The 16,884-nt window shown below is 59.4% G+C and carries 13 protein-coding genes; 11 read left to right on the top strand and 2 right to left on the bottom strand.

All coding sequences use genetic code 11. The annotated features are described in order from the left end of the window. The first annotated feature begins 57 nt into the window (after positions 1-57). The 9 genes from RA27_RS16460 (at position 58) to RA27_RS23760 (ending at position 13,867) form a co-directional block, all read left to right on the top strand. On the top strand, positions 58-1,533 hold the full coding sequence (locus RA27_RS16460) for a DNA polymerase Y family protein (RefSeq protein ID WP_193746536.1): 1,476 nt from the start codon (positions 58-60) through the stop codon (positions 1,531-1,533). After that, on the top strand, positions 1,530-4,913 hold the full coding sequence (locus tag RA27_RS16455) for an error-prone DNA polymerase (RefSeq protein ID WP_039541507.1): 3,384 nt from the start codon (positions 1,530-1,532) through the stop codon (positions 4,911-4,913). The genes RA27_RS16460 and RA27_RS16455 overlap by 4 nt, the downstream gene beginning before the upstream one ends. Before the next feature lie 145 nt (positions 4,914-5,058). Then, positions 5,059-6,045, top strand: a complete 987-nt coding sequence (gene cobS, locus RA27_RS16450; RefSeq protein WP_010437533.1) for a cobaltochelatase subunit CobS — start codon at positions 5,059-5,061, stop codon at positions 6,043-6,045. Between the two features lie 370 nt (positions 6,046-6,415). Continuing rightward, complete coding sequence (gene cobT / locus RA27_RS16440) at positions 6,416-8,293, top strand: cobaltochelatase subunit CobT (RefSeq protein WP_039541502.1); 1,878 nt, start codon at positions 6,416-6,418, stop codon at positions 8,291-8,293. A 295-nt stretch (positions 8,294-8,588) separates the two neighbouring features. Beyond that, the gene (locus RA27_RS16435) at positions 8,589-9,752 is read left to right on the top strand and encodes a winged helix-turn-helix domain-containing protein (RefSeq protein ID WP_193746535.1); all 1,164 of its coding nucleotides are present in this window, start codon (positions 8,589-8,591) and stop codon (positions 9,750-9,752) included. Positions 9,753-9,820: 68 nt separating this feature from the next. Next, complete coding sequence (locus RA27_RS16430) at positions 9,821-11,611, top strand: aminopeptidase P family protein (RefSeq protein ID WP_039541495.1); 1,791 nt, start codon at positions 9,821-9,823, stop codon at positions 11,609-11,611. A gap of 63 nt (positions 11,612-11,674) precedes the next feature. Next, positions 11,675-12,019 (top strand): DUF427 domain-containing protein, encoded by a 345-nt coding sequence (locus RA27_RS16425; RefSeq protein ID WP_039541490.1) that lies wholly within the window; start codon positions 11,675-11,677, stop codon positions 12,017-12,019. 92 nt (positions 12,020-12,111) lie between these two features. After that, positions 12,112-13,260, top strand: coding sequence for a DUF2235 domain-containing protein (locus RA27_RS16420; RefSeq protein WP_039541487.1), 1,149 nt, complete (start codon positions 12,112-12,114; stop codon positions 13,258-13,260). A 52-nt stretch (positions 13,261-13,312) separates the two neighbouring features. Beyond that, on the top strand, positions 13,313-13,867 hold the full coding sequence (locus RA27_RS23760; RefSeq protein ID WP_082025169.1) for a DUF333 domain-containing protein: 555 nt from the start codon (positions 13,313-13,315) through the stop codon (positions 13,865-13,867). A gap of 351 nt (positions 13,868-14,218) precedes the next feature. Here RA27_RS23760 and RA27_RS16410 read toward each other — a convergent pair whose 3' ends face one another. Beyond that, positions 14,219-14,701, bottom strand: coding sequence for a hypothetical protein (locus tag RA27_RS16410; protein WP_039541483.1), 483 nt, complete (start codon positions 14,699-14,701; stop codon positions 14,219-14,221). Between the two features lie 16 nt (positions 14,702-14,717). Beyond that, positions 14,718-15,197 carry a hypothetical protein gene (locus tag RA27_RS16405; RefSeq protein WP_039541480.1) on the bottom strand — a complete coding sequence of 160 codons (480 nt, stop codon included), beginning with the start codon at positions 15,195-15,197 and terminating at the stop codon, positions 14,718-14,720. 134 nt (positions 15,198-15,331) lie between these two features. Here RA27_RS16405 and RA27_RS16400 point away from each other — a divergent pair, with 134 nt between their 5' ends. Together RA27_RS16400 and RA27_RS16395 are read left to right on the top strand one after the other, a co-directional pair. After that, complete coding sequence (locus RA27_RS16400) at positions 15,332-16,066, top strand: hypothetical protein (RefSeq protein WP_152610720.1); 735 nt, start codon at positions 15,332-15,334, stop codon at positions 16,064-16,066. Next, a complete protein-coding gene (locus RA27_RS16395; protein ID WP_039541471.1) occupies positions 16,063-16,797 on the top strand; it encodes a hypothetical protein in 735 nt (244 codons plus the stop codon). The genes RA27_RS16400 and RA27_RS16395 overlap by 4 nt, the downstream gene beginning before the upstream one ends. Positions 16,798-16,884 lie beyond the last annotated feature (87 nt).

The following is a 16,884-nucleotide window of genomic DNA, read 5'->3' as shown; positions in this document are numbered from 1 at the left end:
GACTCTTTGAGGGTCAAGAACATATAAGAACAAATGTAGAACATTTGGGGGTTTTATATGTTCGGCGGGATACAGCGCCGCATCGTTTCACTCTGGTTTCCCCGGCTGGCAAGCGACCGGGCCTTGCGGCTGCGCCCGGTCGATGGGCCGTTTGTTCTGACGCTGAAACAGAACAACGCAAACCGGGTGTATTGCCTGAATGTGCAGGCCCAGCGGCAGGGCCTGCACAGCGGTATGCCCTATTCCGATGCCCGCGCCTTTTGCCCCGATCTACAAAGCCATCCCGCCGATCCGCAGGGGGATCAGCGGTTCCTGCACGCCCTGCGCCGCTGGGCCACGCGCTATTGCCCCTGGGTCGGGCTGGAGGGTGAGGATGGGCTGGTTCTGGACATCACCGGATCGGCTCATCTGGCTGGCGGGGAAGAGATGATGCTGACCGATATGCGCAGGCGTCTGGCCCGGGCCGGGCTGGCGGTGCAGATCGGTCTGGCACCGACGCGCGGGGCGGCCTGGGCTTTGGCACATTATGGCGAGGGGGTCGCGACCCAGGATACCCTGAAGGCCATCCGCGCCCTGCCGGTGGCAGCGCTGCGGCTGGATGAGGATACCTCGGTCGCGCTGCAACGGCTGGGCCTGCGCCGGATTGGCGAGCTGGCGCAAACCCCACGCGCACCGCTGACACGCCGCTTTGGCCCCGAGGTGCTGATGCGACTGGATCAAGCGCTGGGGGACCAGCCCGAACAGATCACGCCGTTGGCCGATCCGCCCCATTACGGCGTGCGCATGACTCTGCCCGAGCCCATTGGCCTGCTATCCGACATGATGGCCGGGGCGGAACGGCTGCTGGAACGGCTCTGCGACAAGCTGAAAGCGCAGGAAATGGGCGCACGCAAGCTGTGCATGACCTTACGCCGTGTAGATCAGGACCACCAGCAGGTCGAGCTGCGGCTGGCCCGCCCTTTGCGTGACCCGTATCGCATCCTGCCCCTGTTCGAACGCGGGCTGGCCGAGGTGGATGCAGGCTTTGGCGTCGATCAGCTGCGGCTGGAGGCCACGCTGGTGGAACCCCTGCCCGTGCGCCAGATCAGCCGCGCCGCAAACCGGGGCAAAGATCAACTGGATGACCTGATCACCCGCATCGGCACCCGGATCGGGCTGGAACAGGTCCACCGCTTGCTGCCCGCGCAAAGCCATATCCCCGAGCGCAGCTTTATCATCTCGCCCGCCGCCTATTCCGACCCTACAGGCGGTTGGGTCGCCTTGCGCCTTCGCCCCCTGCAGCTGTTTCCGCCAGAACCCATCGCCGGATCAGGCCCACACCCGCCGCGCCGCTTTCGCTGGCGGCGCATGTCGCTGACCACAGGCCGCTCAACCGGCCCCGAACGCATCTGCCCCGAATGGTGGCTGGAAGATGAGAACTGGCGCACGGGCCTGCGCGATTACTGGCAGGTTGAAACCCGGCAGGGGCGGCGATTGTGGCTGTTTCACACCCCGCAAAACCCCGGATGGTTCGTGCATGGGGAATTCGCATGATCGAGGTGAACCGCACTCATCGCCCCGTTGAAGCCTTTCGCCGGGACCTGCTGGGGCCTCAGACAGAAGGCCCCGGCTATGCCGAGCTGTGCGTGACCACCAATTTCACCTTCCTGACCGGGGCCTCGCACCCCGAAGAGCTGGTGACCCGCGCGGCAGAGCTGGGCCTGAGGGCTATCGCGATCACCGACCGGAACTCTCTGGCCGGGGTGGTGCGCGCATGGACCGCGTTGAAAGAGCTGCGGCGCGAGGCCGAGAAAGAGGTGCAGATACGGTCTCAGCACCGGGTCGATTCCTGTTCGCGGCAGGAAGTCGGTCATCCGCAACCGATTGCCAAACCCGATGCGATCCGGCTGCCGCAGTTAATCGTTGGCTGCCGTCTGGTGCTGCGCGACAGTTCCGTGGACTGGCTGGCTCTGCCCCGCGACCGCGCCGCGTATCAGCGGCTGACCCGCCTGCTGACGCTGGGCAAGCGACGGGCGGAAAAAGGCGAATGCCATCTGGATACGAAGGACATGTTGAGGGCCTGCCAGGGCATGATCCTGATCGCGCTGCCTCAGGCCGGGTTGCAGCAGGCCATCCCGGATATCCAAAGGATCAGGCGGCAATTTCCCAACGCGGTCTTTCTGGGCGCCGCACCGCGCTATGACGGTAGCGACCGGGCCTATCTTGCGGCCTGTGCGCAGGCTTCGCAAAAGGCCTCGGCCCCCATGGTAGCTGTGGGCGATGTGGTGATGCACCGTGGCAACCGCCGTCAACTGGCCGATGTGCTGACCTGTATGCGCGAACACATCACGATTGATGAGATCGGCACAAACGCCCTGCCCAATGCCGAGCGGCGACTGAAAGGCCATGCCGATATGGCCCGGCTGTTTCAGGACCACCCCGGCGCGCTGCGCCGCACACTGGAAATCGCCGACCGCTGCAGCTTTAATCTGAGCGAGTTATCTTACGAATATCCCGACGAGATCGCCAGCAACGAGACCCCGCAGGCACGGCTGGAACGATTGGCGCGTGAGGGGCTGAAACGGCGCTATCCCGATGGCCCGTCTGAGAAGGCGATCAGCCTGATGAAAAAGGAACTGGCGCTCGTCGCCGATCTGGACTTCCCGGCCTATTTCCTGACCGTGCATGACATTGTGCAATTCGCCCGCTCGCAGGGCATTCTGTGCCAGGGGCGCGGATCAGCTGCCAATTCGATCCTGTGCTATCTGCTGGGCATCACCGATGTCAGCCCCGACATGATCGCCATGGTGTTCGAGCGTTTTGTCTCGAAACACCGGGGCGAGCCGCCGGATATCGACGTGGATTTCGAACACGAGCGGCGCGAAGAGGTGATCCAGTGGATTTATAAAAAATACGGCCGCCATCGCGCGGGTCTGTGCGCCACGGTCATCCATTTCCGATCCCGCGCGGCGATCCGTGAGGTGGGCAAGGTGATGGGGTTGTCTCAGGACGTCACCGCCGGGCTGTCCAACCAGATCTGGGGGATGACCAATGGCGGGGTCGATCTTGAGCGGATGCGCGAACTGGGCCTCGACCCCAAGGACCGACGTCTGATGCAGACGGTTCGCCTGATTGGCGAGATCATCGGCTTTCCGCGCCACCTGTCGCAGCATGTGGGCGGGTTCGTCATCACCAAGCAGCGGCTGGATGAGCTCTGCCCGATCGAAAACGCCGCGATGGAAGACCGCACCGTGATCGAGTGGGACAAGGACGATATCGACGCGCTTGGCATTCTGAAGGTCGATATATTGGGGCTGGGGATGCTCAGTTGCATCCGCAAGGCGTTTGACCTGATGCAGCAGCAGAATGGCGAAACCCTCAGCATCGCCACCGTCCCGCAAGAGGACACGGCGACCTATGACATGCTGTGCGCCGCCGATGCGGTGGGCGTGTTTCAGGTCGAAAGCCGGGCACAGATGAATTTCCTGCCCCGGATGAGGCCGCGTGAATTCTATGATCTGGTGATCGAGGTTGCCATCGTCCGCCCCGGCCCCATTCAGGGCGATATGGTGCAGCCCTATATCCGGCGGCGCAACGGGTTGGAAAAATCCGAACCCTTCGGCCCTGCTTTGGAAGAGGTGACACGGCGCACGCTGGGCGTGCCGCTGTTTCAGGAACAGGCCCTGCAAATCGCCGTGGTAGGCGCTGGGTTTTCGGCGGAAGAGGCTGACCACCTGCGCCGCTCGCTGGCCTCGTTCCGGCGCATGGGGACGATTGGCACCTATCGCGACAAGTTCATCGCGGGGATGCTGAACAATGGCTATACGCCCGAGGTCGCCGACCGCTGCTTTGGCCAGATCGAAGGCTTTGCCGATTACGGCTTTCCCGAAAGCCACGCAGCGGCTTTTGCCATGCTGGCCTATGTCTCGGCCTGGATGAAATGCCATCACCCGGCGATCTTCTCCTGCGCGCTACTGAACTCGCAGCCCATGGGGTTTTACGCGCCTGCCCAAATCGTGCGCGACGCGCGCGAGCATGGGGTCGAGATCCGCCCGGTCTGCGTCAATGCCTCGACCTGGGACAATCTGCTGGAACGCCGCGCCGATGGGGCGCTGGCCCTGCGGCTGGGCTTTCGCCAGATCAAAGGGTTCAAGCAGGAGGATGCGGATTGGATCGTGGCCGCGCGCGGCAATGGCTATCCGGACCCCGAAACGCTGTGGCTGCGGGCCGGGTTGCGACCGGACGTTCTGACCCGTCTGGCCGAGGCGGATGCGTTTTCCGGCATGGACCTGACCCGGCGCGACGCCCTGTGGCATGTCAAAGCCATCCGCAGCCGAACCGCCCTGCCGCTGTTCAATGACCCCATCGATGGCGAGAGCATCAATGAGCCGCAGGTCAACCTGCCGGTGATGCATCTGGGCGAGGAGGTTGTCGAAGACTACGTCTCGACCCGTCTGACCCTGCGCTCACACCCGATGGAGCTGTTGCGCCCGTCCATCCCCGGCCTCGTGCCCCATGCGGCGCTTCAGGACATCCCGCTTGGCCGTCACAGCGTTTGCGGCCTTGTCATTACCCGCCAGCGTCCGGGCACGGCCTCGGGCGTAATCTTTCTGACGCTTGAAGATGAAACCGGGGTCAGCAATGTGGTCGTCTGGCCCAAGGTCTATGAACGGTTTCGCCGCATCGTGATGGGCGGGCGGTTGCTGCAGGTTCGCGGGTATCTGCAGCGCGAGGGGATCGTCGTGCATCTGATCGCGCAAGAGATCACCGATATGTCGCACAAACTGTCCGAGCTTGGGCATCCGCTGGACGAGGCCATCGGGATCACCCAACCCCAAGCGGATGACACCCCGCGCCCCCGGCAGAACGGCCCGAGCGCCCGCCATCCGCGCGAACAGGCCAAGCGGCTGTTCCCAAGCAGGGATTTTCACTAGAACCCGCACCATCATAAGGCCAGTTTCAAAGAAACATCCGGCTAGCGTGATCCGGTCGCCTCTTTCCCTTGCCCTTGCCCGCAATATGTTGCACCACACACGGGTTCAAACCCGGTGAACGGGCCAAAGGATAAGGACAAGGCGCATGGCTGACGGATCGATCGACATCAACGCAAAACCCACCGAGGACATTTCGGTTCGCGAGGTGTTTGGCATTGACAGCGATATGGCAGTCAAAGGCTTTGCCGAACGCAGCGACCGTGTGCCGGTGATCGATCCGACCTACAAGTTTGATCCGGAAACCACGCTGGCGATTCTTGCGGGCTTTACCCATAACCGCCGGGTGATGATTCAGGGCTATCACGGCACCGGGAAATCGACCCATATCGAACAGGTTGCAGCGCGCCTGAACTGGCCCGCCGTTCGTGTGAACCTCGACAGCCATATCAGCCGGATCGACCTGATCGGTAAAGACGCGATCAAGCTGCGCGACGGCAAGCAGGTCACCGAATTCCACGAAGGCATCCTGCCCTGGGCTCTGCGCAACCCGGTTGCAATCGTATTCGACGAATATGACGCGGGCCGTGCGGACGTGATGTTCGTAATTCAGCGCGTGCTGGAGCATGACGGCAAGCTGACCTTGCTGGACCAGAATGAAATCATCACGCCGAACCCCAACTTCCGTCTGTTTGCGACCGCAAACACCGTCGGTCTGGGCGACACCACCGGCCTCTATCACGGTACACAGCAGATCAACCAGGCGCAGATGGACCGCTGGTCGCTGGTCTCGACGCTGAACTACCTCAGCCACGACGCGGAAACGATGATCGTGCTGTCGAAAGCGCCGCATTACAACACCGCCGAGGGCCGCAAGACCGTCAGCCAGATGGTCACCGTCGCCGACCTGACCCGGACCGCCTTCATGAACGGCGATCTCTCGACCGTCATGAGCCCCCGGACCGTGATCAACTGGGCCCAAAACGCAGAAATCTTCCGCAACATCGGCTATGCTTTCCGCCTGTCCTTCCTGAACAAATGCGACGAGCTTGAGCGCCAGACGGTTGCCGAGTTCTATCAGCGCTGCTTTGACGAGGAACTGCCGGAAAGCGCGGCGAGCGCGAGCTTGGGGTGATGCGCTGCGGCGCTCGCCTCGCACTTCTCACGCTCCAGTTGACTGGGGCAAATTCAGCATCGGCTGAAGTGAATTTTCCTTGTGCGGCTGGATATCACAGTCGCGTTGAGTTGATGACTGCAATAGAGGCAGACGTGTTTGCGGTCTGCAATATCCATGGTGCAATTACGTATCGTGAGCCTGATCGGGACAGAAACGGCTCTGTAAAGTTCTTTGCTCCGATGGCGGTATATGCCGACAGCATCGTGATAATCGATAACGAACCGTGGCTAAATCTTCGTCCGCCTCTTGGTCAAGTCTGTAGAAATAGCACCTTAGGTCTTGTTAAACTGGCGAATATGAACTGCATGTTTGGGGATCAGAACAAGAAATGAGCAAACCAAACGACAACCCTGCTGATCCGTTTAAGAAGGCTCTGGCCGAGGCCACCAAGGTCATGGCCGACGATCCTGATCTGTCGGTGAGCTATACCGTTGATCCATCTGGCCTGTCGGGCGAGTCGATGCGGTTGCCGCAGGTCTCTCGCCGCATGACACGTGAAGAAGTGTTGTTGGCGCGCGGTACGGCAGATGCTTTGGCCTTGCAGCGCAAGTACCACGACGACGCGACACATGCTCGCTATGCGCCTCCGGGTGATATGGCGCGGGATCTTTATGAGGCGATGGAAACGGCCCGTTGTGAGGCAATGGGCGCGCGGGATATGCCCGGCACCGCCTCGAACATTGACGTCAAAATCGGGCATGAGGCGATCCGGCGAGGATATGACCAGTGCAAGCAGCCTGCGGACGCACCTCTGGCGGTGGCGGCGGGCTATCTGATCCGGCATCTGGCCACCGGGCGTGATATGCCTCCGGCCGCTGAGAATGTTATGAACCTGTGGCGTGGATTTATCGAGGAACAGGCTGGCGGAACGCTGGAAAACCTTGATGAAATCCTCTCGGATCAGGCCGAGTTTGCCAAGTTCGCCCGGCAAATGATCAAGGATCTGGGCTATGGCGACCAGTTGGGCGACGACCCGGACGAACTGGACGACGAACAGGAAGATCAGGCCGAGGACGACGCCGACGAACAGCCCGATCCGGACAGCACCGGTCAGGATGATCAGGACGAACAGGACGCCGATGCAACCCCTGAGCAAACGCAGGAGGAACAACAGGACCAGTCTCAGGCGCAAGTCTCGATGGACGAGATGGCCGAGGATGAGATGGGCGACGAGGCTGAGATGCCCGAGGGCGAGGCTCCGCTGGAGCCCCCTGCCCCACCGCCCGCGTCCGAGGCCGATCCCGATTACAAGGTTTATCTGAACGCCTACGACGAAGAGATCGCAGCCGAGGATCTGGCGGAGCCAGCCGAACTGGAACGCCTGCGGGCCTATCTGGATCAGCAATTAGAGCCCTTGAAAGGTGCAGTGAGCCGTCTGGCCAACAAGCTGCAGCGTCGCCTGCAGGCGCAGCAGAACCGCAGCTGGGAGTTCGACCGCGAGGAAGGCATTCTGGATGCCGGACGTCTGGCGCGTGTCGTGGCGAACCCCACCACGCCGCTGAGCTTTAAGGTCGAAAAAGACACCGAATTCCGCGACACCGTTGTGACGCTGCTGCTGGATAATTCGGGTTCAATGCGGGGTCGTCCGATCTCGATCGCGGCGATCTGCGCGGATGTTCTGGCGCGTACGTTGGAACGCTGCAATGTGAAGGTCGAGATTCTGGGCTTTACCACCCGCGCGTGGAAAGGCGGTCAGGCGCGCGAGGCATGGCTGAACGATGGCCGTCCTCAGCAGCCCGGACGTCTGAACGACCTGCGCCACATCATCTATAAAGGCGCCGATGCTCCGTGGCGGCGTGCGCGACCAAATCTGGGCCTGATGATGAAAGAGGGCCTGCTGAAGGAGAACATCGATGGGGAGGCGCTGGAATGGGCGCATCGCCGGATGCTGGCCCGGCGCGAGGCCCGCAAGATCCTGATGGTAATCTCGGATGGGGCCCCGGTCGATGATTCAACACTCAGCGTGAACCCCGCGAACTATCTTGAAAAGCACCTGCGCGACGTGATCGCGATGGTCGAAAAGCGCAAGATGGTTGAACTGCTGGCCATCGGTATCGGCCATGACGTGACCCGGTATTACGACCGCGCCGTGACAATCACCGATGTCGAGCAACTGGCCGGCGCGATGACCGAGCAACTGGCGGCGCTGTTCGACAGCGATCCGCGGGCACGGGCGCGTGTCATGGGGATGAAGCGGGCCAGTTAGGCCCGTTGACGCCACCCCGTCGGGCGGGATAGCATCCTTAACAACCAGCCCGACATTGCTGCTCCTGTTTTTGGTTCGCTTCGGGGCTGGGGTGTTCTGCGACCGTGCCGAACAGCGGTATGGCGCAGCAGAGCGATGTCGAAGGGTGGCATCATTGGAAACTCCTGTTTTGTTCGCTTGAGTTTGGCAACCGCGCCGCCCTGTCGCTTGAAGACAATCCTGAGAAATGCCTGCGAAACCTTTGGGACTGCCATTGAACCTTGTGACCCCCAACGAAACGGAGTGTATTCGGCCCATGCGCTATGAATTTGCTGACTGTGTTCTGGACATCGACCGCCACGTCTTGACACGCCGGGGTGAGGCGGTTCCGATTGAACCGCAGGTTTTTGATCTGCTGGAGTTGCTGGCCGAAAGCCCCGGCAGGCTTGTGGCGCGCGACGAGATCATCGACCGGGTCTGGAATGGCCGCTTTGTCTCGGACTCAACGATCAGCGCGCGGATTGCCGCAGCCCGCAAGGCTGTCGGCGATGACGGCAAATCGCAACGGATTATTCGGACGATTGTACGGCGCGGGTTGCAGATGGCGACAGAGGTTCAGCGTTCTGCAGCACCAGCACCAGAGCGCGACCGGCGAATGCAACGGCTGAGATATGCGCGGGGCAGCGATGGACAGTCAATTGCCTTTACCGTGTCTGGTGATGGCCCTCCGGTTCTGAGGGTTGGCTCGATCGTCTATGACGTAGAGGCGGAATGGCGGTTGTCGTCCGAGCGCACCTATCTGCGCGCAATGGAGGCGAAATTTACGCTGCTGCGCTATAACAAGCGCGAGCAGAGCCATTGGGGCGATCCGTGTCACGCCAGTTACGAAGGGGTCGACGAGGATATTCTGGCCGTGACCGAGGCAGCAGGATTTGACCGTTTCTGCATCGTGACCGAGCTTGGTGGATTGTTCTCAGCCCTGCGCTTTGCCGCCAAATATCCAGAACGGGTCAGCCGGATGGCCATCGTTGGGGGCTGGGCAGAGGGGCGCAATCACCGCGAAGGTGTGGAAGGGCCAGACTCGATCCGTAACCTGATTCTCGAAGGCTGGGACAATCCGGGCAGCGGATATGCCGTGGGGTCGCTGCTAAGCTACTTTCCCGAAGGGCCTTTGGAGACAGTGCGCGAGATCGTTGACGAAATGCAGGCGCTCTATTCTGTTGAGCAGAAGCTCTATCAGCGCGACAGCGGCAACACGGCGTCAGTTCTGCATCTTTTGCCACAGGTGCAATGCCCGACGCTAATCCTGCATGGGCGCAACAGCTCGGTCCATCCGCTGTCAGAGGCGCATAAACTGGCGGCAGGTATCCCCGATGCCTCGCTGGTGGTTCTTGAAACGGCAAACCATATCCCGCTGCCCGGCAATGACGTTTACGACACCTATATCCAGGCGCTGACCGACTTCCTGTTGGAACCGTAACCGCAGCGCTGGACATTTGCCCCCACAGGCCTCAGGTTTCAGCGCGTTACGCATAGAATGAGGCCGCCATGTTCCAGTCTTTCGAAGTCACCTCACGCCCGGAACAAGGTCCTCCGCGACTGGCCGCTCTGCGGGACGAGATGGCACGCGAAGGCTTGCAGGGCTTTCTGATTCCGCGCGCGGACGCACATCAGGGGGAGTATGTGGCCCCTCGGGATGAACGGCTGGCCTGGCTGACGGGGTTCACGGGATCTGCCGGGTTTTGCGCGGCACTGACGGATGTTGCAGGGGTCTTCATCGATGGGCGCTATCGCACGCAAGTAAAGGCTCAGGTGGCAGAGGTTTACACTCCGGTGCCATGGCCCGATGTCAGCCTGAGCGTGTGGCTGAAAGAGCAATTGCCAAACGGCGGCAAGGTCGGGTTCGACCCGTGGCTCCACGCTGCGGGGCAGATTGCGGCTGCCCGGAAAGAGCTGGCAGGCAGCGGAATCGAACTGCTGCGCTGCGACAATCTTGTGGACCGTATCTGGACCGATCAACCCAATCCGCCAACGCACCCGGTCAGGGTGCATCCTATTGAGTTCGCAGGCGAAAGCGCCGAGAGCAAGGTCAAGCGCCTCGCCAGTGAGCTGCAGGATGCTGATCGCGTGGCAGCCGTGATCACTTTACCCGATTCGATCATGTGGTTGTTGAACATCCGCGGCTCGGACATCGCATACAACCCGGTGGCTCACGGGTTCGCCATCCTACACGGCGATGGCCGGGTGGATCTGTTCATGGCCGCCGCCAAGCTGAGTGGGTTGGCTGCTCATCTGGGTCAGAGGGTAACCCAGCACGAGCCCGACTCGTTCCTTGCGGCGGTCGCGGCGCTTGAGGGCAAGGTTCAGGTCGATCCAAGCACGGTTCCGCAGATCGTGGCGGATGCGCTGGGGGACCGGATGGTCGACGGCGGCGACCCTTGCGCCCTGCCCAAAGCCCGCAAGAATCCGGCCGAAATCGCAGGCACCGCCGAGGCGCATCTGCGCGATGCCGCAGCGGTGGTGGAACTGTTGTGCTGGCTGGACGCGCAAGCCCCCGGCACCCTGACAGAGACGCAGGTAGTGACGCGGCTGGAAGAAAGCCGCCGTCGGGACAACGCGCTGCAGGATATCTCTTTCGACACCATCGCGGGCACCGGGCCGAACGGGGCCATCATGCATTACCGGGTCACCGAAGAAACCGATAGCAGACTGGAGAACGGGCATCTGCTAGTGCTGGACAGCGGTGGGCAGTATCTGGACGGCACCACCGATATCACCCGCACAATTGCGATCGGAGATGTGGGAGATGAGGAGAAAGCGTGCTTCACCCGCGTCCTTAAAGGCATGATCGCCATGTCGATGCTGCGCTGGCCCGTCGGCCTGGCCGGGCGCGACATTGAATGCGTCGCGCGGTTGCCGCTGTGGCTGGCGGGGCAGGATTTCAACCACGGGGTCGGGCATGGGGTCGGTACCTATCTGAGTGTCCATGAAGGCCCTCAACGCCTGTCCCGGGTCAGCCACGTCCCGCTTGAGCCGGGCATGATCCTGTCCAACGAACCGGGATATTACCGCGAAGGCGCGTTCGGGATTCGGCTTGAAAATCTTGTCGTCGTGGAAGAAGCCCCCACCCTGCCCGGTGGCGACGCTGAACGGGCCATGCTGAACTGGCGCACCCTGACTTACGTCCCCATTGACCGGCGTCTGATCGTCTTGGACCTGCTGACACGCGAAGAACGTGCGTGGCTGAACGCCTATCACCGCGACGTGGCGGAAAAAATCCGGCCAAGGCTGGGCGAAGCCGCTCAACTGTGGTTGGATGCCGCAACTGCGCCGGTCTGACACCGGAGTGTTACATAAATTGGGCAGAGGAGAGGCCCTGAGACGACGAGGGAAGGAACAGGTATGACAAAGAACATCACGATCCGCAAAGCGCCGGGAAAATGGAGCGTCCGTTCGGGCGGAGCGATTCTGGGCGAAACCACAGCTGCGCTGGAATTGATTGAAGACGACAATGATCCGGTCATCTACTTCCCGCGTGCGGATATCGCGATGGCCTTTCTGGACCGGACCGACAAGGTGACCCACTGCGCGGGCAAGGGCGAGGCCGCGCATTTCTCGATCGTGAACAAATCCTCGGTCACCGAAAACGCGGTCTGGAGTTACGAGGACCCGGTCCCCGCCGCAGCCGAATTGAAGGATCATCTGGCATTCTATCCGGGCGACTCGGTAAAGGTTGAGCGGCTATAGCGGCCCCGTCCGGGTAATCCCGCATTAACAGGCAGATCGTTTTCGAGTAGGTTCAGGGCATTCGTATTCATACATTTGCTTAAGGACGATCCGTGAAGAAAATTGTGATCTGCTGCGATGGCACCGGAAACGAGATCCGCGAGAACCAGTCCAATGTTCTCAAATTCTATCGGGTCCTCAAGGAAAGTGGCGACCAGATCGGATTCTACGATCCGGGCGTCGGCACGATTTCCAACAGCGGCGCCTGGAGCCGGTTCAAGAACCAACTCAAAGGCGTGTTCGGGCTGGCCACGGGCTATGGGCTGGATGCCAATGTCCTGGATGCCTACCGGTTTCTGATCCACCACTTCGAAGAGGGGGACGAGGTTTACCTGTTCGGCTTCTCGCGCGGGGCGCATACGGTGCGGGTGTTGGCCGGGTTCATCAATATGGTTGGCCTTCTGCACAGGCATCAGGAACATCTGTGCTCTTACGCGTTGACAGCCTACAAACAGTCCGGCGCCAGAGATGAATTTGACGTCGCATGGCGCGTGCAGGAAGTTCTGGATACCCGACGCATCACCATACGCTTCATGGGTTGCTGGGATACGGTGGCCTCGGTGATCGTACCGCGCCCGGACCGGATGTATTTGCCCTCGCTCGAGGCACTGCCTTACACGCAGATGAACCCTTGCGTGCGCGTCTTTCGGCACGCTTGCGCGATAGACGAGCGTCGCCGCATGTTCCGCCTGTCCCGGTGGGAAGAACCGCAGCTGTTCAAAACCAACCCCTTCGTCAAAGACGAGGATGCCGTGCCTCAGGACATTCAGCAGGTCTGGTTTGCCGGAGTACACGGAGACAACGGCAGCGGTTATCCCGAACAGGAAAGTGGTGCCGCAAAGTATCCGCTTGCCTGGATGGTTGACGAAGCCCGCGCGCACGGGCTTGTCTTTCGCGAAACCATGGTCAAGCGGTTGGTCATGGGTGAGAACCCAAAGAACGTGCAAGCGGGCAGCAAGCGCGACTACACGGCCCCGGACATCCATGCAAAGCTGCACGATTCAATGACCTTCTGGTGGCGGCTGCTGGAATATCTGCCGAAACGGAAGAAGTGGCACGATAATCCGGAGGTCCGTGAACAATCCGGCTTTTATATCCCAAGGCAAGAGCCACGCCATATCCCAAAAGATGCGCTCATCCACCCTTCGGTGCAGAATCGGATCGATCTTCAAAACGGGTACAATCCCCAGAACCTGCCCTGACGGCGGATGCGGGTTTCCGACAGCATGGCAACTGCCAACCTTGCGAGGTAACATGACAAAGCTTCTCTTGAAATTTCCGGGTCCGCTTGTGGCTCTGACGATGATCTTGTCGGTGGCCGTGCCCACGGACGGCTCAGCCAACACCGGTTTGGCTAATCCAGCCGCGACCTATTGCATTGCGCAGGGTGGGCTTTACGGCATCCGTGACGGAGCAGACGGACAGTTCGGCGTCTGCCGTCTGCCCGATGGAACCGAGACCGATGCGTGGACCTATTTTCGACAGCATCATGCGGACCAGAACAGCGACAAATCGGTTGGGCTCGCAGATCCTGCCGCAGTCTACTGCGGGTCGATTGGAGGTGACTACGACCTGACGTCGTCTCGCTGCACGCTTAAGGATGGTACATCTGCTGACGCCTGGGAGTTATATCGCAGGGCTCATGGCGGCAATCATCAGGTGGTGAACCCGGCGGCAGCCTACTGCCTCGAGATCGGCGGCAGTTACAAGATCGAGGACACTGGCTCGGGTCAGGCGGGAATCTGCACCAAACCGGACGGCAGCTCGCAGGATGCATGGGCGCTGTTTCGCGCGGAGAACCCCGAGTGATCTGCCATCCGACAGTATCTCGGGCTGCCTTGTGTCACCCGGTCAGGCTGTCGATGAGCGCCAGCGCCTTCAGGCTCAGGGCGGCGGAGGCGCCCTATAAATATAGAAAAGAAAACCATTCATGGCGAGTAGATTCAAGTTCAGGATTTTCAGAGGTTACGTTTATTGCTTGTTCGATTTCCTCGAAATGTAGCTGTGGCCTTGTCACACTCTACCTGGGGTCTGCTCCGGGAGGGGCAGGATCGTACGTTAGCGAGAACCGCCATTCATGCAAAACGCGGCAAAGATTTCGGAAGAGCCCTTTTTGACCAATGCTGCAAATTGAACGAATGGCGGCTTGAGCTGATTCGTTTAATCGAACGCGTCTTTATAGCCGTCGTACACCCATGCTCTTGTGGCTGAGACGTACAATTCATCATCCACACCACCAAGGCCTACACGGATCACATCATCCGGCCCGACTTTCCAACAATCATGCACGCCTTCCTGATCCTCAAAACGGCGCAGGAGCCCGGATTCAATGTGCTTTGCTGTCCATGCTTGGTAGAATTCGGCGTAAACTTCGCGATCTTGTTGGGATGCTTGCTTCCAGGTTGCGTGTGCGTACCGCAACAAAAAGTCGTGTTCCCCTTCGACGTCCGTATAAAAGTGGACACCCAGTTCTTTGTCTTGCCGGTCAACCCAATTCTGTTTGAATTTCAAGGGTCCGGGATCAATGATGGGGAGCGGGTCAAGCACAGTTTCATCATCTGCCATGATAACCGAAACAAGTTGGTTTACACGCTTGTGAAAGGCCAAAGTCGAGACGGGCCAATCACCTTCGGGCAAGTCCATGTCCAACCGTGGTCCTTCAGCGAGGCGGCCCGTTTTCTTGCGTCTCCAGAACATCTAAACTTCCCCTAAGCGACAGGGCATCTATCAAAAGTTTGCCATTGAACCCCGGCCTCTTCGCAGTCGACTTCTCAGGGTGCCAGCTTGATTTCCCTTCGCCGATATAGAGGCCAAAGAATGTATAATCCCCCAAGTCACTGCAATCTAACGGCCAGACATGACTCGCGCCTAAATTGAAGTGGGAAAATACCTCTGCCACATCCGGTGCAATGGCCCAGAAACGTCCCATGGGAAATATTCTCGTCATTGTTTCCGGAAGCCGCGGGGCATCCAGAACCAGTTTTGTGGGCAGGTGTTTCAAGTCTATGGGTTCACCTTTTAGGATTGCTCTTGCAATCTGAATCAACGGCACGTCATGTTCCCCGACCTGTTTAAGGCGGAATGAATCTTCGGTGTAGAGCGGACTGCTGATAGAATTCGCAGCGTGAGCCTTTTTCATTCTTGAAACTCCGGTGACGCAGTAGCAGCGGCGGTCATAGGTCTTCCCAGAGAAAGCGAACAGCGGACAGAAGCCAACTTGCGATCCAGGGTTGAGTGTGTCGTTGCTAAAGGTACTTTAAGCAAGGTGAAACCTTGAGCAAGGCGATGATCATTCAATCCGTTGATTTAGAAGCAGCAATTGATGCTGAAGTTCCCGTGTCTGAGGCGGCAATTCATGACTTGCTGGAGACCGAAGAGACACGAGAAATATTAGCCTCTGTCGGCAAGGACACATATCTGAACCTCTATTCTCACACGGAGGAATGGCGCGTCTGTCAAAAGGTTGCGCGCATGGCAGAACGTTTAGATCACTCTCCGAAAAATGGTTGGGGCTCCACATTTGAGCAATGGTTGGCTATTCCCGTCATCGCTATAGCTCGCCGAATTCTGGTAGAAGGAAATGGGTTTATCGAAAGCCCCTGGAGCAAGGTCATCTTGAAGGACGCCGTCATTCCACGACGGTTTTTTTACGAGACCGATGGCGTTCGCCTCCGCATCGATATTGATCGGTTCTTTCTGGGTAGACCGCGGCATTTATCCACGCTCATTGCACCTTGGATCGCGTATGCGGCCACGCCTGAGTTCTTCGAGAATTCAAAGGTTTTTGAGCCGGATGACTATATTTACGACGAGGCAGGCATGAGCGCGGTCAAAGATTCTATTTACTCTCACTTTGTCCACTTTGGGGTCATCCCGGGATCTGAGAATTTGGCACATATTCCACATCTGATGGCCAAGAGGGGGGTATATGTCACCGACCCTCAGTCAATCCGATCCTCGATTGCCGCAACCGAAAACTGGCGCAATAAATTTAGCGAGTTCCGATGAAAAACAAAATTCCTTCAGAGTTTTGGGATGAGTTGCGGGACGCCGTGACAGTTCTCATTCCTGACTTCCAATCCGCGGCTCAGGCTCTGTGTACCAACGAAAGTACAGGTGATGTGCTTGCCAGAGCCGAACCCGGGCGTCCCTTCTTGGATGAAGAGTGGGATATTCTGCTTTCCGGCGTCTCGATGGACGCGGCTGTAGGCTACGCGGAGCCTATTATGACCAATAGGCCGCCGATGGATTTGGCGGTTGTCGCGTTGGCCTGGAAAGTAAAAACAGGGCACTATTCGGATGTTTCTGCGCCGGCGGCTGTGCAGTATCTCCACGACGTGGTAGAGCCGCGTTGTGTTTATGGAGACACCGAAAAGCTCTCTGTGTCCTTTCGTCAACAGATACGTGCGCAGCGGTCGAGATCTGTCAGTACAGTCTGCGACGCCCTCCTAGACTACGCATCAGACGAAACTCGCTTCAAGCGCGATGCTGCCCGACTGAGGCAAGCCTGGGAAGACGCCGAACTCGAATACGGTCAAGACGATGTTCAAAAGAGTTTTCAGGTGTTTAGACTAAAACACGCATTCTTCGAGGGACAGCATTCCTGGGTGGACAGCATATGCAGGCTATCTGATCGCATCGACGTTCTTGATCGGTCGGAGCTAAGAGCAGCCCTTCTCGCTGAAAGTGAGTCACGCAGGCGTTTCCAGATACTCATAGGGGGTTTGATCGATACCTGATTATCAAAACCGGACTTTGGTGCGGCTTTATCGGAAATCCCCTTTGTCCCGCGTCTTTCCTGTTCATGCGGCGTGCAGTGAATGTCG

The organism is Ruegeria sp. ANG-R (genome assembly GCF_000813985.1).
In the GTDB taxonomy this organism is placed as follows: Bacteria; Pseudomonadota; Alphaproteobacteria; order Rhodobacterales; family Rhodobacteraceae; genus Ruegeria.
This window is presented reverse-complemented; position numbering and strand designations above follow the sequence as displayed.

Coding starts and splice junctions, on each gene's coding strand:
- RA27_RS16460 (WP_193746536.1), top strand. CDS start 58: ATGTTCGGCGGGATACAGCGCCGCATCGTTTCACTCTGGTTTCCCCGG.
- RA27_RS16455 (WP_039541507.1), top strand. CDS start 1,530: ATGATCGAGGTGAACCGCACTCATCGCCCCGTTGAAGCCTTTCGCCGG.
- cobS (WP_010437533.1), top strand. CDS start 5,059: ATGGCTGACGGATCGATCGACATCAACGCAAAACCCACCGAGGACATT.
- cobT (WP_039541502.1), top strand. CDS start 6,416: ATGAGCAAACCAAACGACAACCCTGCTGATCCGTTTAAGAAGGCTCTG.
- RA27_RS16435 (WP_193746535.1), top strand. CDS start 8,589: ATGCGCTATGAATTTGCTGACTGTGTTCTGGACATCGACCGCCACGTC.
- RA27_RS16430 (WP_039541495.1), top strand. CDS start 9,821: ATGTTCCAGTCTTTCGAAGTCACCTCACGCCCGGAACAAGGTCCTCCG.
- RA27_RS16425 (WP_039541490.1), top strand. CDS start 11,675: ATGACAAAGAACATCACGATCCGCAAAGCGCCGGGAAAATGGAGCGTC.
- RA27_RS23760 (WP_082025169.1), top strand. CDS start 13,313: ATGACAAAGCTTCTCTTGAAATTTCCGGGTCCGCTTGTGGCTCTGACG.
- RA27_RS16410 (WP_039541483.1), bottom strand. CDS start 14,701: ATGGACTTGCCCGAAGGTGATTGGCCCGTCTCGACTTTGGCCTTTCAC.
- RA27_RS16405 (WP_039541480.1), bottom strand. CDS start 15,197: ATGAAAAAGGCTCACGCTGCGAATTCTATCAGCAGTCCGCTCTACACC.
- RA27_RS16395 (WP_039541471.1), top strand. CDS start 16,063: ATGAAAAACAAAATTCCTTCAGAGTTTTGGGATGAGTTGCGGGACGCC.